Below are 16,268 nucleotides of genomic sequence, written 5' to 3'. Positions count from 1 at the left end.
GATGCGCCATCACCTGGCCCGCCGCGCACCGCCGGGAGCAGAATCGACGGCATGGGAAAGACGTACGAACGGATCGACGCCCGGCTGCGCGCGTTCATCGAGCGGCAGCCCGTGTACTTCGTCGCCACCGCGCCGCTCGCGGCCGACGGCCACGTCAACCTGTCCCCCAAGGGCCGCTCCGGGACGCTCGCGGTCCTCGACGAACTCACCGTCGCCTACCTGGACTTCGGCGGTTCGCACGCCGAGACCATCGCCCACCTGCGGGAGAACGGCCGGATCACCCTGATGTGGTGCGCCTTCGAGGGGCCGCCCACCGTGCTGCGGGTGCACGGCCGCGGCGAGCCGGTGTTCCGGGACGACCCGCGCTTCGCCGGGCTGCTCGCCGCCTTCGACCCGGCCGCGGACGGCGCCGGGCTGCGGGTGATCGTGCTGGTCCGGGCCAGGGGGCACCTCCCAGCCCCCAGGGCTGGGGGAGGGTGAGCGACTCCTGCGGGTTCGCCGTCCCGTTCATGGACTACCGCTCCGACCGCGAGCTGCACACCGAGTTCTTCGACCGCAAGGGCGAGGAGCGGTTCGGCGAGTACTGCGAGAGCAAGGACCACGTCGCCGTCAGCATCGACGGCCTGCCCTCGCTCCCGCTGCCGCTGCCGCCCCGGCCCGCCTGACCCGGCCCCGGCAGGTCCGAGCGGGCGCGGCGTACCGTGGAGCCCGACCCGCCGCCGACCCCGGAGTGCCGCCCGTGCCCCGCCCCCACGTCCTGCTGAGCGCCGCCGTCTCGATCGACGGACACCTCGACGACGCCTCCCCCGACCGGCTGCTGCTCTCCAACGCCGCGGACTTCGACCGGGTGGACGCGCTGCGCGCCGGGAGCGACGCGATCCTGGTCGGCGGCGGCACGCTGCGCGCCGACAACCCCCGGCTGCTGGTCAACTCCCCCGCCCGGCGCGCCGAACGGCTCGCCGCCGGACGCCCCGAGCACCCGCTCAAGGTCACCCTGAGCGCGAGCGGCCGGCTCGACCCGGAGCTGCGCTTCTGGCACACCGGCGGCGCCAAGCTGGTCTGCACCACCGATGCCGCCGCGCCCGCGCTGCGCGCCGCACTGGCCGACGCGCCCGGTACCGAGGTGCTCGGGTTCGGCCCGACCGTCCCACTGGGCGCGGTGCTGGACGAGCTGGGCGCGCGCGGGATCGGCCGGCTGATGGTCGAGGGCGGCGGCGGCGTGCACACCCGCTTCCTCGCCGAGGGCCTGGCCGACGAGCTGCACCTGGCCGTCGCCCCGCTGCTGGTCGGCCAGGCGGACGCGCCCCGCTTCCTCTCCCCCGCCGCCTACCCCGGCGGCCCGACCCGCCGGATGCGCCTGCTGGGGGCACGTACCGTGGGGGACGTCGTCCTGCTGCGGTACGCCCCGAAGGAGTCCCCCGATGAGCCCGAACAGCCCGGCGAGCCCGGTGAGCGCTGAGCACGACCTGCGGTGGCTGCGGCGCGCGATCGAGCTGTCCCGGCACTGCCCGCCCTCGGAGACCGCGTTCTCGGTCGGCGCGGTGGTCGTCGGCGCGGACGGCGAGCTGCTCGCCGAGGGCTTCAGCCGCGAGGTGGACGCCGTGAACCACGCCGAGGAGGCCGCCCTCGGCAAGCTGCCGGCCGGCGACCCGCGGCTGCGCACCGCCACCCTCTACTCCACCCTGGAGCCCTGCGGGCAGCGTGCCTCCCGCCCGCACCCCTGCGCCGAACTGATCGTCGCGGCCGGCGTCCCGCGGGTGGTGACGGCCTGGCAGGAGCCCGCGCTGTTCGTCGCGGACTGCCGGGGCACCGCGCTGCTCACCGCGGCGGGCGTCGAGGTGGTGGAGCTGCCGGAGCTGGCGGCGGAGGCCCGGGCGGTCAACGCGCACCTGGTGGGCTGAGGACCGCTGCCCCACGGGTTTTGTACGATTGAGGAACAAACACCCGTACGAGGTCTCCCGAGGAGCCCCGATGCCCGTCCTGACCCCGCCGGTCCGCGCCGTCCTGCTCGACATGGACGGCACCCTGGTCAACTCCGACGCCGTGGTCGAGCGCTGCTGGCGGCGCTGGGCGGAGCGCAACGGCCTGGACGGGGACGCGGTCATGCCGGTGGTGCACGGCCGCCAGGGCCACCTGACCATGGCCCTGCTGCTGCCCGACCGCCCGGTGGAGCAGAACCTCGCCGAGAACCGGCAGATGCTCGCCGAGGAGACCGCCGACACCGAGGGCGTGGTCGAAGTCCCGGGCGCCGCCCGGCTGGTGGCCTCGCTGTCCGGTCTCCCGCACGCGCTGGTCACCTCCGCCGACGAGGCGCTGGCCCGGGTCCGGATGGCCGCCGCGGGCGTGCCGCTGCCGCCGCTGATGATCACCGCCGAGCAGGTCGGCACCAGCAAGCCCGATCCCGAGGGCTTCCTGAAGGCCGCCGCCCGGCTCGGCATCGCCCCTGCCGAGTGCCTGGTCCTGGAGGACTCCGAGGCCGGCATCGCCGCCGCCCGCGCCGCCGGGATGCCCGTCCTCGGCATCGGCCCGCGCGCCGCCGCGCACCGGCCCGACCACCACGTGGACGACCTCTCCGGCGTCACCGTCACCGCCGCCGGGAACGGCGGCGGGCTGGTCGTCCGGCTGCCCTGAGGGCGGGGGCCCGGAGCAACGTCCTTGAGGGCCGGGCGCCTTGAGGACCGGCTGTGGGCATGTCGCCGCCTCTCGATCTGTTGTCGCTCCGTCAGCGGGCCGGCTCGGCGAGCCCCGTGAGTCGCCGGGCCCGGCCCGGGAGCGCGGCCGCGGGCAGGGCGCCGCAGAGGGCGAGCAGGGCCAGGGCGGGCAGGGCGCCGTGCGTCCCGGCCCCGGCGGCGGTGGCGATGCCCAGGGTCGGGCCGATGTTCATCGCGGTCTGCTTCAACCCCCCGACGGCGCCCGCGTGTCCGGGCGGGGCGTCGCCGACCACGCTGCCGGTCGCCGTCACCATCACCGCCGCGAACCCGGCCCCCAGCAGCGCCGAGGCCACCCCCGTCAGCACCGGGGCCGACCCGCCGCCGCCCGGGCCGGCCAGTGCGCCGATGCCCGCCACCAGCAGCAGGACGCCCGCCGAGGCCGTCCGGCGCGGCCCCCACCGGCCCAGCGCCCGGGCGGCGGCCGGCGCGCCCAGCACCATCAGCGCGGTCAGCGGCAGCATCCGCAGCGCGGCGCCCAACGGGCCGACGTGCAGGGCGTCCTGGAGCCGGAAGGTGGTGCTGAACAGGGTGCCGAACAGGCCGGCGGAGGACGTCAGCAGCAGCGCCAGCGAGGCCGTCACCGGGCGCGAGCGGGCCACCGGGCGCGGCACCACCGGCTCGGCGGCCCGCCGCTCGTGCGCCACCAGGACAGCCAACAGCACTGCGGCGCAGGCGAGTTCGGGACCGCGGCCGGACCGACCCCGGTCCGGGACGGCCGCCAGGGCGTGTACCAGGACGGCGAGCGCGGCCGCCAGCAGAGCCGCGCCGGCCAGGTCGAGGCGCTGGGCCCGGCCCTCGACCCGCGGCGGGCGCAGCGCCAGGGTCATCGCCGCGATCAGCACGGCCACCGGCAGGTTGACCCAGAACACCGCCCGCCAGCCGAACGCGTCCACCAGGACGCCGCCCAGCAGCGGGCCGGCGCCGGCCGCGACCGCGATGGCGCCCGTCCGGACGGCGATCGCCCGGCCCAGCCGCTCCGGCGGGCAGCACAGCCGCAGCAGCGCCAGCGTTCCCGGCTGCAGCAGCGCGCCGAACGCGCCCTGGGCGACCCGGAGTCCGACCACCCAGCCGACCGTCGGGGCCAGCGCGATCGCGGCCGAGGACGCGCCGAACCCCAGCACGCCCGCCAGCAGCGTCCGGCGGTGCCCGTACCGGTCGCCGAGTCGGCCGGAGACCACCAGCAGGGCCGCGACGGCGACCAGGTAGCCGGTGCTGGTCCACTGCAACTCGGCCGCGCTCGCGTCGAGTTCGCGCCGCATCGCAGGCTGGGCGATCAGCAGTACGGTGCCGTCCAGCGCCACCAGCATCGCGGCGGCGGCGCTCACCGGCAGGGCGAGCCGGCTCATCGCGCCCCGCCCGCGCCGCCCAGGTGCGCCGCCAGCACGGCCGCCAGCAGCTCCTCCTCGCGGCCCTCCCCGAGCATCAGCCGGGTACTCCCCCAGCCCTGCAACTGGGCCAGCCCGTGCAGGTTCGCCCACAGCGCGGCCGCCACCACCGGGGCGCGCTCCGCATCCCCCGTGCACTCCCCCACCAGGTGCGCCATCCCCGCGAACAGCGGCCCGGTCTCCTCCCGCAGCCGGGGACCGTCCGCCTCCTGCCCGTCGCCGTTCAGCAGGTCGTGACGGAACATCAGCTCGTACATCCCCCGGCGCTCCTCCGCGAACCGCAGGTACTCCCGGGCGATCCCCGCCACCCGCTCCCGCGGGTCCGCCGCCGCCACCCCCGCGAACCGGGCCCCCAACTCCGCGAACCCGCGCCGCGCCACCGCCGACAACAACTCCCGGTGCGTCGGGAAGTACCGCCGGGGCGCCCCGTGCGACACCCCGGCCCGCCGCGCGATCTCCCGCAGCCCCACCGCCCCCGACCCCTCGGCCAGCACCAACTCCACCCCGGCGTCCACCAGGCGCTCCCGGAGGGACTCTCCCGCATCGCTCATAGACACTGTCTACCAGCCTCGCGCAGACACTGTCTACGGCTAGGCTCGGGCCATGACCTCACTGCCCGACTGGATGCGCCCGCCCCGCGCGGAAGGCTGGTTCGCGGAGGATCTCGACCGCCTCCCCGAGGCGCCCCGGCACACCGAACTGATCGACGGAGCCCTCGTCTTCATGCTGTCGCCCCGGCGGACGTGGCACAGCCGTGTCGTCACCGCGCTGACCAACGCCCTCACCGGCCAGGCGCCCGAAGGCGTCGAGGTCGAACGTGAGATGACGATCCGCCTGGACTCCCGCAACCGCCCCGAACCGGACCTGCTGGTGACGACGGCCGATTTCGACGGCGACCGCACCTGGTTCGCCCCCGAGGACGTCCGACTCGTCATCGAGCTGGACCTGACCCGGCTGGCGCCGCGCCCGCGCGCTCGACCGCCGCACGACGGAGAGACCGGCCCCGGTGGCGCGTCGGACGTTGAAGCGGAATGCCCGGCCTGCGGCGGAGCCACAAGCAGTGCCCCTGGCCAGGTATTTTGCCGTCGGCATGCGTGGGCCCGACGGTCGGTCGCAGGTGCCCTGCGGACCGGCCGGGCACGTGACCCGCTCTTCGTCGCTTCTCGTCCCGGAACCGAGCACCAGTGGGCGCTTGTCGACGCATCGTCATAGACGTACAGTTTCTTGTACCTACAAGGAGCGGCCCATGAAGACGATGACCTATTCGGAGTCCCGCGCACGGTACGCCGAGGTCCTCAATGCGGTCACGGACGACCGCGAGGAGATAGTGATCACTCGCGCCGGACACGAACCGGTGGTCATCGTCTCCCTCGAGGACTACCAATCCCTCAAGGAGACCGCCTACCTGCTCCGCAGCCCCGCGAACGCGCGCCGCCTCCTCGCCTCGATCGAGGAATTGGAGAACGGCGGCGGGACCGTACGCGAGCTGGCAGACCCGGAGTGAAGATCACCTTTGCCTCCCGGGCCTGGGAGGACTACCTGTGGTGGCAGGTCCAGGACCGCAAGATCCTCAAGCGAATCAACACACTCATTGCCGATGTCACGCGCAACGGCAATGAGGGGATCGGCAAGCCGGAGCCGCTCAAGCACGGGTTTCAGGGCTACTGGTCACGTCGGATCAACGACGAGCACCGGTTGATCTACAAGGTCACCGACGACTCGATCCTGATCGCCCAGTGCCGCTACCACTACGAGAGCTGACCAGGAGCCTCGCCATGCCCGCCGGTTGGCGGGCATGGCGAGGCTCCTGGCGGACCGTCAGACGTTGAAGCGGAACCTTCAGCACAACGCTGTGGCCTGCGGAAACGCTGATTCCGAGGGCCGAAGTCAGCACGGAATCAGCACCGCGACGGAACGCTGGGTCAGGGGATCAGTAGTGGTAGCGGGCCGCCAGGATGATGATCTCCAGGTCGGTGACCAGATAGACGAGGCGATGCTCGTCATCAATCCGCCGCGACCAGGCCCCTGGGAGGTGGTACTTCAGCGGCTCGGGCTTGCCGATCCCGGTGAACGGATCGCGCAGGACGTCCTCGATGAGCTTGTTGATCCTCGCGAGCATCTTGCGATCGTTCTTGAGCCAGGACGTGTAGTCCTCCCAGCCCTGCTCTTCGAAGACGAGCCTCACTCGACACCCCGCCCGGCATCAGCCGAGTCCGGGTCGATGAGCGTGCGTTCGGAGAGCCCTATGCCGTTCAGTGCGTTGTCGTACGCCTTGAGGAGGCGACGCGCGTTCGCCGGCGAACGCAGGAGGTACGAGCCCTCACGCAGGGCAGCGTAGTCCTCGGCGGAGACGAGCACGGCATTTCCGTGCTTGGACACGATCTCGATGGCGTCGTGATCCTCGTTGACCTTCTTGATCAACGGGAAGAGATCCCTGCGGGCCTCGCTCGCGGTGATGGACATGGCGCGAACCCCCTTAGGCGAGTGGTACCGAATAACGTACCACTCAATCGAAGCTTCGAGGGCATCGACGGCCGGCATGGACTCCCGCAAGTCAGCACCAAGTCAGCACGGAAATGAGGAGAGGGTCGGACTCCATGGAGTCCGACCCTCTCCGACCTGCACACTTGCCAGATCAAGTGACATGCAGCAATGACTTGATCACACGTTGAAGCGGAACTCGACGACGTCGCCGTCCTGCATGACGTAGTCCTTGCCCTCGATGCGGGCCTTGCCCTTGGCGCGGGCTTCGGCGGTGGAGCCGGTTTCGACGAGGTCGGTGAAGGCGATGACCTCGGCCTTGATGAAGCCCTTCTGGAAGTCGGTGTGGATGACACCGGCGGCCTCGGGGGCGGTGGCGCCCTTCTTGATGGTCCAGGCGCGGGCTTCCTTGGGACCGGCGGTGAGGTAGGTCTGCAGGCCGAGGGTGTCGAAGCCGACCCGGGCGAGGGTGGCGAGGCCGGGCTCGTCCTGGCCCATGGACTGGAGGAGTTCCAGGGCCTCGGCGTCGTCGAGCTCGATCAGCTCGGACTCGATCTTGGCGTTGAGGAAGATCGCCTCGGCGGGGGCGACCAGGGCGCGCTGGGCGTTCTTGAAGTCCTCGTCGGACAGCTCGTCCTCGTCCACGTTGAAGACGTAGAGGAAGGGCTTGGCGGTGAGGAGGTGCAGCTCGCGGATCGGGGTGGTGTCGAAGCCGGCCTCGAAGAGGGTCTTGCCGGTCTCCAGGATCGCCTGCGCGGCCTCGGCGGCGGCCAGGACGGAGGCGGTCTCCTTCTTCAGGCGCGCCTCCTTCTGGAGCCGGGGCAGGACCTTCTCGACGGTCTGCAGGTCGGCGAGGATCAGCTCGGTGTGGATGGTCTCGATGTCGTCCTTGGGGGACACCTTGCCGTCCACGTGCACCACGTCGGGGTCGGTGAAGGCCCGGACCACCTGGCAGATGGCGTCCGACTCGCGGATGTTGGCGAGGAACTTGTTGCCCAGGCCCTCGCCCTCGCTGGCGCCGCGGACGATGCCGGCGATGTCGACGAAGTCGACCGTCGCGGGGAGGATGCGCTGCGAGCCGAAGATCTCGGCGAGCTTGGTCAGCCGCTCGTCCGGGACGCCGACGACGCCGACGTTGGGCTCGATGGTGGCGAACGGGTAGTTGGCCGCCAGCACGTCGTTCTTGGTCAGGGCGTTGAACAGGGTCGACTTGCCGACGTTCGGCAGGCCGACGATTCCGATCGTGAGCGACATGGAGAGTGGTGTCCCGTGGCTTGGAGGGCTTCGAGGTGACCCGGTGCGGGCCGATCCCCCAGTCTACGGGGCGTGCGGGGGGCCGACGGCAGCACGGTGGGGCGCACGACGGACGGACACGGACAATTCCTCGGGGGCCATTACAGACAGTGCCGATGATCGGACCGTACGTTGGTCGGGTGGAGCAGAGAGTCCGTACCCAGCCGCCAGGGCCGAGAAGGCGTCCGCCCGGACGCGGCGCGGCCGAGGCCGCAGCAGTCCCCGAGCAGAGCGGGCCCCCCGAGTCCCGGTTGCGGACGGCCTCCGGGGGCCGGGCCGGTCCGCCCGTGAAGCAGGCGGTGCAGCGGCTGCTGACGGTCCGTCGGCCCCGCGCCGGCGGCAGTGGCGGCGGCCGTCCGGCCCGGCTGACGGCGGTGGGCACCGGGGTGGTCGCGGTGGCCGGGACGCTGGCGGCGGCCGGGCTGGACCGGCTGCTGTTCGGCGGCCTCGGGGTGCTGTTCGGGCTCGGCTATCTGGTGGTGTGCTTCCAGTTGGCCGTGCGGGTGCGGTACCCGGACCTGCCGGCGGCGCCGATCTGCGGGCCGATCGCCTTCGCGGCGGCGCTGGTGCTGCTGCAGCCGTCCACCGCGCCCGGGTTCACCGGCCAGCTGGTGTCGCTGGCCGGCGGCCTGGCGCTGCGGGCGGGCTGGCTGTTCGCGGGCACCGGCCTGGCCGGCGCGATCGTCACCGCGCGTTACCTCGCCCAGCGCCGCCGGCACCGCGCCGCCGCGCCCCGCCGCTCCGCCTGAGGCAGCGGAGCAGCAGGGCGGGGCGCGCGACGGCCCGGCTCAGTGCTTGCTGGCGGCCATCGCCGCGCCGACGATGCCCGCGTCGTTGCGCAGTTCGGCCGGGACGACCTCGGCGCTGCGCTCCTTGAGCAGCGGCAGGAACTTCTCGTGCTTGCGGCTGACGCCGCCGCCGACGATCACCAGCTGCGGGGAGAACAGCTTCTCGACCAGGTCCAGGTACTCGTCGACCCGCTCGGCCCACTCGGGCCAGCTCAGGTCGTGGCGCTCCTTGGCGGCGGAGGAGGCGCGCCGCTCGGCGTCCTTGCCGCGCAGTTCCAGGTGGCCGAGCTCGGTGTTGGGGACGAGCACCCCGTCGGAGAACAGGGCGCTGCCGATGCCGGTGCCGAAGGTCAGCAGCAGGACCACGCCGCCGCGGCCGCGCCCGGCGCCGTAGGTGACCTCGGCGATGCCGGCCGCGTCGGCGTCGTTGACCACGGTGGCGGGCAGGCCGAGCGCCTCGGTGAAGCGGGCGGCGGCGTCCAGTCCGATCCAGCCCTTGTCGACGTTGGCGGCGGTGGTGGTGCGGCCGGCCACCACGACGCCGGGGAAGGTCAGCCCGACCGGCCCCCGGTGGTCGAAGTGCCGGACGACCTCGCGGACCGCGTCGATCACCGCGCCCGGCGCGGAGGGCTGCGGGGTGAGCACCTTGTGGCGTTCCTGGGCGAGCACGCCCCTGTCCAGGTCGACCGGGGCGCCCTTGATGCCCGAGCCGCCGATGTCCACGCCGAAGAGCGTCGTCACTGCTGTCGCCTCCCGTACCGCCGGGGGCGTCCGCTGCCCGCCGGCCTTCGCACCAACGTACGGGTGCGCGGGGGTCGGCGCAGCCGTTCCCGGGCGGCGGGGCGCCGCACGGGCGACGCCCGGACCTCCTGGCGGGGGTCCGGGCGTCGAGGGGTGACGGGGGGTCAGAGCTTGCCGGCGGCCTCGGCGCGCAGGTCGCGGCGGAGCTCCTTGGGGAGCGAGAAGATGAGGTGCTCCTCGGCGGTCTTGACGATCCGGACGTCCTCGAAGCCGTGCGCGGCGAGCAGGTCGAGCACGCCGTCGACCAGGATCTCCGGCACCGAAGCGCCGCTGGTCAGGCCGACCGTGGTGACGCCCTCCAGCCAGGCCGGGTCGATCTCCTCGGCGAAGTCGACCAGGTGGGCGGCCTTGGCGCCGTACTCCAGGCCGACCTCGACCAGGCGGACCGAGTTGGAGGAGTTCTTGGAGCCGACCACGATCAGCAGGTCGGCCTCGGGGGCGAGCTGCTTGACCGCGACCTGGCGGTTCTGGGTGGCGTAGCAGATGTCGTCGCTGGGCGGGGAGACCAGCAGCGGGAAGCGCTCCTTGAGGGCGCCGACGGTCTCCATCGTCTCGTCCACCGACAGGGTGGTCTGGGAGAGCCAGACCAGCTTGGACTCGTCGCGGACCTCGACGTTGGCGACGTCCTCGGCGCCGTCCACCAGGTGGATGCGCTCGGGGGCCTCGCCCATGGTGCCGACGACCTCCTCGTGGCCCTCGTGGCCGATCAGCAGGATGTCGTAGTCCTCGTCGGCGAACCGGCGGGCCTCCTTGTGCACCTTGGTGACCAGCGGGCAGGTGGCGTCGATGGTGGCGAGCTTGCCGGCCTCGGCCTCGTCGTGCACGGACGGGGCCACGCCGTGCGCGGAGAACACCACGATCGCGCCCTGGGGCACCTCCTCCGTCTCGTCGACGAAGATCGCGCCCCGCTTCTCCAGGGTCTGCACGACGTACTTGTTGTGGACGATCTGCTTGCGGACGTAGATGGGCGCCCCGTACTGCTCCAGGGCCTTCTCCACGGCGATCACGGCGCGGTCGACACCCGCGCAGTAGCCACGGGGGGCGGCGAGCAGGACACGGCGCTGAGCACTGGTGGACATGCCCCCATCGTACGGGCGCGTCCCGGGCGCGCGGACGCCCGTCGGCCGGATCGCCCGCGTCCGGGGTTCCGCCGGGAGGTCCGGGGTTCCGCCGGGAGGTCTGCGGGTCCGCCGGGGCATCTGCGGCTCCGCCGGGACGTCCTCGGCTCCGGCTAGCCTCGGGGCATGGCCAATGCGAGCAGTCCCGAAGCGCCCCTGCCGGTGGGGAAGGTCTCGGCGTTGATCGGCGGGTGGGTCGACCGGCTGGGCGAGGTGTGGGTGGAGGGGCAGATCGCCCAGCTGTCCCGGCGGCCGGGGGCGGGCATGGTGTTCCTGACGCTGCGTGACCCGGAGCGGGACGTCTCGCTGACGGTGACCTGCTTCCGGCAGGTGTTCGAGCAGGTCGCGGAGGCCGTCCGGGAGGGCTCCCGGGTGATCGTGCTGGCGAAGCCGGAGTGGTACGCGGCGCGCGGCAGCCTGTCGCTGCGGGCGTCCGAGATCCGGCTGGTCGGGCTGGGCGAACTGCTGGCCAGGCTGGAGCAGTTGAAGCGGCGGCTGTTCGCCGAGGGCCTGTTCGAGGACGCCCGGAAGAAGCCGCTGCCGTTCCTGCCGGGCTGCGTCGGGCTGGTGACCGGCCGGGGCTCGGCGGCCGAGCGGGACGTGCTGGAGAACGCCCGGCGGCGCTGGCCGGCGGTGCGCTTCGAGGTGCGCAACGTGCCGGTGCAGGGGCCGCAGGCGGTGGCCGGGGTGTGCGCGGCGGTGCGGGAGCTGGACGCCCTGCCGGAGGTCGAGGTGATCGTGGTGGCCCGCGGCGGCGGCAGCGTGGAGGACCTGCTGCCGTTCTCCGACGAGGAGTTGGTGCGGACGGTGGCGGCGGCCCGGACGCCGGTGGTGAGCGCGATCGGGCACGAACCGGACCAGCCGCTGCTGGACTTCGTCGCGGACTTCCGGGCCTCCACGCCGACGGACGCCGCGAAGCGGGTGGTGCCGGACGTCGGCGAGGAGTTGGCCCGGGTGCACCAGTTGCGGGACCGGGCCCGCCGGTACGTGCTGCACCGGGTGGACCGGGAGCGGGCGGGGCTGGCCTCGGTGCGCAGCCGCCCGGCGCTGGCGGCGCCGGCCGAGGCGGTGGCGGCGCGCGGCGCGGAGGTGACGGCGCTGGTGGAGCGGGCCCGCCGGGTGCTGGGGCACCGGCTGGACCACGCGGAGACCGACCTCGGGCACGCGCTGGCCCGGGTGGTGGCGCTGTCGCCGCTGGCCACCCTGGAGCGCGGGTACGCGGTGCTGCGGAAGGCGGACGGCACGGTGGTGACCGACCCGGCGCAGGTCGCGGACGGCGAGGTGCTGCGGGCCCGGGTGGCGGGCGGCGGCCTCGACCTGCGGGCGGACGGGACTGGCGGGACTGACGGCGGACGGGACTGACGGCGGACGGCGGGGCGGGCCGCCGGGCGTACGGGGCGGGCAGGGCTGGCAGGGCTGGCAGGGCTGGCAGGGCTGGCGAGGCATCGGACCAGCGTGCGGGAGGCTCCGCGCGCCCCCGCTCCGCGGGCGTATCCGGGCGTTTCGCCGCCAATCCCCGCGAACCGCTTGCTCCGGGTCGAACCGGCTCCTAGTGTGACGGGCCTTCCCTTTTCCGGAGTTTCCCGGAGGTCGGCATGGCTGGTTCCCCGTCCGCGAGACCGGTGGTGACGCCCGCGCTGATCGAGGCCGCGCGGGCCGGGGACCGCGAGGCCTGGGCGGAGGTCTACCGCTGCTACCACGGCCCGGTGCTGGCGTACCTGCTGCGCCGGACCGGGTGCCGTCCGCTGGCCGAGGACCTGGCCCAGGACACCTTCGTCCGGGCGATGGCGGGCATCCGCGGCTACCGCTGGACGGGCGCGGACTTCGGCGCCTGGGTGTTCACCATCGCCCGCAACGTGCTGCTGGACCACGAGAAGCGGCGCTCCACCCGCCGGGAGCGGGCGGTCGCGGCGGTCGCCGACCGCGACTCCGGCGTGCGGGTGGAGGAGGCGGTGATCGCGGCCGCGGAGGCGGCCCGGGTGGACGCGGCGCTGGCGGTGCTGAACGAGCGCCAGCGGGCGGTGCTGCGGCTGCGCTACTGGGACGGGCTGAGCTCGCCGGAGATCGCGGACCGGATCGGGCTGCGGGTGGGCGCGGTGAAGACGCTGACGTACCGGGCCCGGCTGAACCTGCGCCGCTCACTGGCCGGGTGACGGCCCGTCGGCCCCGGTCGGGCGGTCGGCGGCGGGGTGGTCGGCGGCCGGGTGGCGGCCCGTCAGTCCTGGTCGAGCAGCCGCTGGCGGGAGAGCGGGGTGGAGTGCTCGTGGAAGCCGAGGCTGCGGTAGAGCGCCTCGCCGCCCTCGGTGGCGTGCAGGTCGACCCGGGTGGCGCGGTGGGCGTCGAACCAGGCGAGCAGGGCCTCGGTGCAGGCCCGGGCGTGGCCGCGGCCGCGGTGCGCGGGGTCGGTGCTGATGTTGAAGACGAAGCCGAACCGGCCCTCGGGGTGGCCGGGGGCGGGCAGCCGCTGCTCCAGGGTGCCGATGGCGCAGCTGACCAGCCCGCCGGGCCGTTCCGGGTCGTCGACCACGTAGGCCTGGAGCCGGCGCTCGGGTTCGGCGAGCGCGCGGGCCAGCACCTGGCGGGCCGTCTCCTGCCAGGGCCCGGGGCGGGCCTCGCCCTGCATCGAGGCGAACATCAGCGTGCGGAGTCGGACCAGCTCGTCCGCGTCGGCGGGCCCGGCCGGGCGTGGAGTGCTCATGTCCGGCAGCGTAGGACGGGGCGCAAGGGGTTTGTCGGCAAGGGGTTTGTCGGGTCGAGCGCCTACCCTGGCGGCATGGCAGATCAGCAGGGTGGCGCGGCGGAGTCGGAGCGGGCGCCCGGGTACGAGCAGGCGCGGGACGAACTGCTGGAGGTGGTCCGGCGGTTGGAGAACGGCGGGACGACGCTGGAGGAGTCCCTGGCGCTGTGGGAGCGCGGCGAGGAGCTGGCGAAGGTCTGTCAGCGCTGGCTGGACGGCGCCCGGGCCCGGCTGGACGCGGTGCTGGCGGCGGAGGAGCCCGCCGGGGAGTGAGCGGGGGCGGGGGCCGGGTGTGATCCGGATCACCGCGCGGCCCGGGAATGGTTTAAGTTTCACCGAAGTTGGAACGGTCCGTACGGCCACCGCGCCGCACCGACCCCGGACCCCGTTCCCGCTCTGCGAAGGACCCCGAATCATGACCCTGGCACTCGACGCCGCCGCCCAGGACCTGCTGTTCCGCGAGGCCCGCACCGCCAACACCTTCTCGGACGAGCCGGTCAGCGACGAGCAGGTCCAGGCGATCTACGACCTGGTGAAGTTCGGCCCGACCGCCTTCAACCAGCAGCCGCTGCGCATCGTCCTGGTCCGCTCCGAGGAGGGCCGCGCCCGCCTCGTGCAGCACATGGCCGACGGCAACAAGGCCAAGACCTCCAGCGCCCCGCTGGTCGCCATCCTGGCCGCCGACAACGAGTTCCACGAGGAGCTCCCCACGCAGCTGCCGCACTTCCCGCAGGCGAAGGACATGTTCTTCAGCGAGCGCTCGGTCCGCGAGTCCTCCGCCACCCTGAACGGCGCCCTGCAGGCCGCCTACTTCATCATCGGCGTCCGCGCCGCCGGCCTGGCCGCCGGCCCGATGACCGGCTACGACGCCGCGGGCATCAACAAGGAGTTCTTCGCCGACGGCGAGCACTCGGTGCTGGCCGTGGTCAACATCGGCAAGCCGGGCGAGGACGCCTGGTTCCCGCGCAGCCCGCGCCTGGCCTACGACGAGGTCGTCACCACCGTCTGATCCCGTCCCGGCCGTGACAGCGAAGGCCCCCGCCGTTCCGGCGGGGGCCTTCCGCGTGTCCGGCGCCGCCGTCCGGTCGCCGCTTCGGCCCGGTCGCTACTTCAGCGAGCGGGCCAGTTCGGCGAGTTCCTCGTACGAGGCGGTGCCGGTGAGCACCGTGGTGCCGGTGCTGCCGGCCGGGCGGGTCAGCGCCCGGTAGCGGTCGCCCTGCACCCGCTGCCACTCCTGGCCGTCCACCGTGACGGTGCCGTCCGGCTTGCCGCCGGGGACGTTGGCGGAGACCACGTCGGCGGCCCGGTCGTTGCTCTGCTCGACCGCCGCGTACTGGCCGGAGGCGGTGCTCAGGCCCAGGTGCCAGAGCGCGTGGCCCTTGTCGCCGGGGCTGTACGTCACCGAGGTGGCCTGCCAGCCCGCGGGGAGCGGCTGCGGGCCGAGCAGCGGGTACGGGGCCGCGCGCTTGGCCGAGGAGAGTTCGGCCTGGAAGGGCACCGGGTGCACTCCGCCGTTCTTCTCGTCGGCGCTGGGGATGCTGAAGTACGCCACCACGACCACGACGCCGACCGCCGCCATCGACAGGACCATGTCCCGCACCGACTGGCGGTTGCGCTTGCTGCTGTCTGCCACTCGCCCATGGTAGGCGGCGCTTATCCCGGCCCCGCCCACCGGGACGGCCGCGGGCCGCCGCGGCGGGGCCCGCGGCCCGGTACGAGGAGTGCGCCACAGACACCCGTCCGACCTGCCGATACGATCGCAGCAACCCTCATTGCAGCGCCGGTGGCCCTCCGTGTCCCGACGCTGACCGGCCGTCGCGTACAGAGAGGTAACGACGATGACCACGCAGTACCCGCACCACCTTCCCCGCGCCCTGGAGGTCGCGCCGGAGGCGCCCGACCGCAACCTCGCCCTGGAGCTCGTCCGGGTGACCGAGGCCGCCGCGATGGCCGCGGGCCGCTGGGTCGGCCGTGGCGACAAGAACGGTGCCGACGGCGCCGCCGTGAAGGCGATGCGCACCCTGGTCTCGACCGTGTCGATGAACGGCGTCGTCGTCATCGGCGAGGGCGAGAAGGACGAGGCCCCGATGCTGTACAACGGCGAGCGGGTCGGCGACGGCACCGGCGCCGAGTGCGACGTGGCCGTGGACCCGGTGGACGGCACCACGCTGACCGCCAAGGGCATGAACAACGCGGTGGCGGTCCTCGCGGTCGCCGACCGCGGCACCATGTTCGACCCCAGCGCGGTCTTCTACATGGACAAGCTGGTCTGCGGCCCCGAGGCCGCCGACTACGTCGACATCACCGCCCCGCCGGCCGTCAACATCCGCCGGGTCGCCAAGGCCAAGGGCTCCGCCGTCGAGGACGTCACCGTCGTCGTCCTGGACCGGCCCCGCCACGACGGCCTGGTCCGGGAGGTCCGCGAGGCCGGCGCCCGGATCAAGTTCATCTCGGACGGCGACGTGGCCGGCGCGATCATGGCCGCCCGCGAGGGGACCGGCGTCGACCTGCTGATGGGCGTCGGCGGCACCCCCGAGGGCATCATCGCGGCCTGCGCGATGAAGTGCATGGGCGGCGTCATCCAGGGCCGGCTCTGGCCCAAGGACGCCGCGGAGCGCCAGAAGGCACTGGACGCCGGCCACGACCTGGACCGGGTCCTCACCACCGACGACCTGGTCAGCGGCGAGAACGTGTTCTTCGTCGCCACCGGCATCACGGACGGCGAGCTGCTGCGCGGCGTCCACTACCGCCAGGAGACCGCCACCACCTCGTCGCTGGTGATGCGCTCCAAGAGCGGGACGATCCGGCGGATCGACTCGACCCACAAGCTGTCGAAGCTGCGGGCCTACAGCGCGATCGACTTCGACCGGGCCAACTGAGGGCCCGCGCGACGCCGGGGGCGCAGCAGTTCTCCCCGCGCCCCCGGTCGCGTGCCTGCCGGTCCGCGGCCGCCG

21 protein-coding genes and 1 pseudogene are annotated in these 16,268 nt (G+C 73.6%); 13 read left to right on the top strand and 9 right to left on the bottom strand.

What is annotated here, in order from left to right:
- The first annotated feature begins 51 nt into the window (after positions 1-51).
- From ACIOHG_RS04375 to ACIOHG_RS04360, 4 genes and pseudogenes are all read left to right on the top strand, one after another.
- Positions 52-665: pseudogene (locus ACIOHG_RS04375) on the top strand (pyridoxamine 5'-phosphate oxidase family protein).
- A gap of 74 nt (positions 666-739) precedes the next feature.
- The gene (locus tag ACIOHG_RS04370; protein ID WP_400945145.1) at positions 740-1,459 is read left to right on the top strand and encodes a RibD family protein; all 720 of its coding nucleotides are present in this window, start codon (positions 740-742) and stop codon (positions 1,457-1,459) included.
- Positions 1,422-1,901: a deaminase gene (locus tag ACIOHG_RS04365; protein ID WP_400945143.1), complete on the top strand. Its 480-nt coding sequence runs from the start codon at positions 1,422-1,424 to the stop codon at positions 1,899-1,901. Before ACIOHG_RS04370 ends, ACIOHG_RS04365 begins: the two co-directional genes overlap by 38 nt.
- A 70-nt stretch (positions 1,902-1,971) precedes the next feature.
- Positions 1,972-2,631, top strand: coding sequence for an HAD-IA family hydrolase (locus ACIOHG_RS04360; protein WP_400945142.1), 660 nt, complete (start codon positions 1,972-1,974; stop codon positions 2,629-2,631).
- 91 nt (positions 2,632-2,722) lie between these two features.
- On the opposite strand, the gene ACIOHG_RS04355 is transcribed toward ACIOHG_RS04360, so the two are convergent.
- On the bottom strand, positions 2,723-4,057 hold the full coding sequence (locus ACIOHG_RS04355; RefSeq protein WP_400945140.1) for an MFS transporter: 1,335 nt from the start codon (positions 4,055-4,057) through the stop codon (positions 2,723-2,725).
- A complete protein-coding gene (locus ACIOHG_RS04350; RefSeq protein WP_400945138.1) occupies positions 4,054-4,647 on the bottom strand; it encodes a TetR/AcrR family transcriptional regulator in 594 nt (197 codons plus the stop codon). The genes ACIOHG_RS04355 and ACIOHG_RS04350 overlap by 4 nt, the downstream gene beginning before the upstream one ends.
- A 52-nt stretch (positions 4,648-4,699) precedes the next feature.
- On the opposite strand from ACIOHG_RS04350, the gene ACIOHG_RS04345 reads away from it, so the two are divergent.
- The 3 genes from ACIOHG_RS04345 to ACIOHG_RS04335 are packed head-to-tail and all read left to right on the top strand — an operon-like array spanning position 4,700 to position 5,857.
- Entirely contained in the window at positions 4,700-5,308 is a 609-nt protein-coding gene (locus ACIOHG_RS04345; protein WP_400945136.1) for a Uma2 family endonuclease, read from the top strand.
- Positions 5,309-5,342: 34 nt separating this feature from the next.
- Complete coding sequence (locus ACIOHG_RS04340) at positions 5,343-5,600, top strand: type II toxin-antitoxin system Phd/YefM family antitoxin (protein WP_266294203.1); 258 nt, start codon at positions 5,343-5,345, stop codon at positions 5,598-5,600.
- Positions 5,597-5,857, top strand: coding sequence for a Txe/YoeB family addiction module toxin (locus ACIOHG_RS04335; protein WP_400945134.1), 261 nt, complete (start codon positions 5,597-5,599; stop codon positions 5,855-5,857). The genes ACIOHG_RS04340 and ACIOHG_RS04335 overlap by 4 nt, the downstream gene beginning before the upstream one ends.
- Positions 5,858-6,026: 169 nt before the next feature.
- On the opposite strand, the gene ACIOHG_RS04330 is transcribed toward ACIOHG_RS04335, so the two are convergent.
- From ACIOHG_RS04330 to ychF, 3 genes are all read right to left on the bottom strand, one after another.
- Positions 6,027-6,281 carry a Txe/YoeB family addiction module toxin gene (locus ACIOHG_RS04330; RefSeq protein WP_400945132.1) on the bottom strand — a complete coding sequence of 85 codons (255 nt, stop codon included), beginning with the start codon at positions 6,279-6,281 and terminating at the stop codon, positions 6,027-6,029.
- Positions 6,278-6,559, bottom strand: a complete 282-nt coding sequence (locus tag ACIOHG_RS04325) for a type II toxin-antitoxin system prevent-host-death family antitoxin (protein WP_329927349.1) — start codon at positions 6,557-6,559, stop codon at positions 6,278-6,280. The genes ACIOHG_RS04330 and ACIOHG_RS04325 overlap by 4 nt, the downstream gene beginning before the upstream one ends.
- 198 nt (positions 6,560-6,757) lie before the next feature.
- Positions 6,758-7,831: a redox-regulated ATPase YchF gene (ychF, locus tag ACIOHG_RS04320; RefSeq protein ID WP_400945129.1), complete on the bottom strand. Its 1,074-nt coding sequence runs from the start codon at positions 7,829-7,831 to the stop codon at positions 6,758-6,760.
- Positions 7,832-8,157: 326 nt separating this feature from the next.
- Here ychF and ACIOHG_RS04315 point away from each other — a divergent pair, with 326 nt between their 5' ends.
- Positions 8,158-8,619 (top strand): DUF6542 domain-containing protein, encoded by a 462-nt coding sequence (locus ACIOHG_RS04315; RefSeq protein ID WP_400945127.1) that lies wholly within the window; start codon positions 8,158-8,160, stop codon positions 8,617-8,619.
- A gap of 39 nt (positions 8,620-8,658) precedes the next feature.
- Here ACIOHG_RS04315 and ppgK read toward each other — a convergent pair whose 3' ends face one another.
- A complete protein-coding gene (gene ppgK, locus ACIOHG_RS04310; protein WP_400945125.1) occupies positions 8,659-9,399 on the bottom strand; it encodes a polyphosphate--glucose phosphotransferase in 741 nt (246 codons plus the stop codon).
- A gap of 164 nt (positions 9,400-9,563) precedes the next feature.
- The gene (locus ACIOHG_RS04305) at positions 9,564-10,538 is read right to left on the bottom strand and encodes a 4-hydroxy-3-methylbut-2-enyl diphosphate reductase (RefSeq protein ID WP_400945123.1); all 975 of its coding nucleotides are present in this window, start codon (positions 10,536-10,538) and stop codon (positions 9,564-9,566) included.
- A gap of 165 nt (positions 10,539-10,703) precedes the next feature.
- On the opposite strand from ACIOHG_RS04305, the gene xseA reads away from it, so the two are divergent.
- Positions 10,704-11,939, top strand: coding sequence for an exodeoxyribonuclease VII large subunit (gene xseA, locus ACIOHG_RS04300; RefSeq protein ID WP_400945121.1), 1,236 nt, complete (start codon positions 10,704-10,706; stop codon positions 11,937-11,939).
- 233 nt (positions 11,940-12,172) lie between these two features.
- Positions 12,173-12,730, top strand: coding sequence for an RNA polymerase sigma factor (locus tag ACIOHG_RS04295; RefSeq protein ID WP_400945119.1), 558 nt, complete (start codon positions 12,173-12,175; stop codon positions 12,728-12,730).
- A 62-nt stretch (positions 12,731-12,792) separates the two neighbouring features.
- Here the strand turns inward: ACIOHG_RS04295 and ACIOHG_RS04290 are convergent, their stop codons facing one another.
- Entirely contained in the window at positions 12,793-13,275 is a 483-nt protein-coding gene (locus ACIOHG_RS04290; RefSeq protein WP_400945117.1) for a GNAT family N-acetyltransferase, read from the bottom strand.
- Between the two features lie 75 nt (positions 13,276-13,350).
- Between ACIOHG_RS04290 and ACIOHG_RS04285 the strand changes: the two genes are divergently transcribed.
- Together ACIOHG_RS04285 and ACIOHG_RS04280 are read left to right on the top strand one after the other, a co-directional pair.
- The gene (locus tag ACIOHG_RS04285) at positions 13,351-13,587 is read left to right on the top strand and encodes an exodeoxyribonuclease VII small subunit (RefSeq protein ID WP_400945115.1); all 237 of its coding nucleotides are present in this window, start codon (positions 13,351-13,353) and stop codon (positions 13,585-13,587) included.
- 142 nt (positions 13,588-13,729) lie between these two features.
- Positions 13,730-14,323, top strand: coding sequence for a malonic semialdehyde reductase (locus ACIOHG_RS04280; RefSeq protein ID WP_400945113.1), 594 nt, complete (start codon positions 13,730-13,732; stop codon positions 14,321-14,323).
- 96 nt (positions 14,324-14,419) lie between these two features.
- On the opposite strand, the gene ACIOHG_RS04275 is transcribed toward ACIOHG_RS04280, so the two are convergent.
- On the bottom strand, positions 14,420-14,947 hold the full coding sequence (locus ACIOHG_RS04275; RefSeq protein WP_400945111.1) for a DUF4245 domain-containing protein: 528 nt from the start codon (positions 14,945-14,947) through the stop codon (positions 14,420-14,422).
- Positions 14,948-15,152: 205 nt separating this feature from the next.
- On the opposite strand from ACIOHG_RS04275, the gene glpX reads away from it, so the two are divergent.
- Positions 15,153-16,193, top strand: coding sequence for a class II fructose-bisphosphatase (gene glpX / locus ACIOHG_RS04270; RefSeq protein ID WP_400945109.1), 1,041 nt, complete (start codon positions 15,153-15,155; stop codon positions 16,191-16,193).
- The last annotated feature ends 75 nt before the right edge of the window (positions 16,194-16,268 follow it).

It is taken from the genome of Kitasatospora sp. NPDC088134 (genome assembly GCF_044741705.1).
GTDB lineage: Bacteria > Actinomycetota > Actinomycetes > Streptomycetales > Streptomycetaceae > Kitasatospora.
This window is presented reverse-complemented; position numbering and strand designations above follow the sequence as displayed.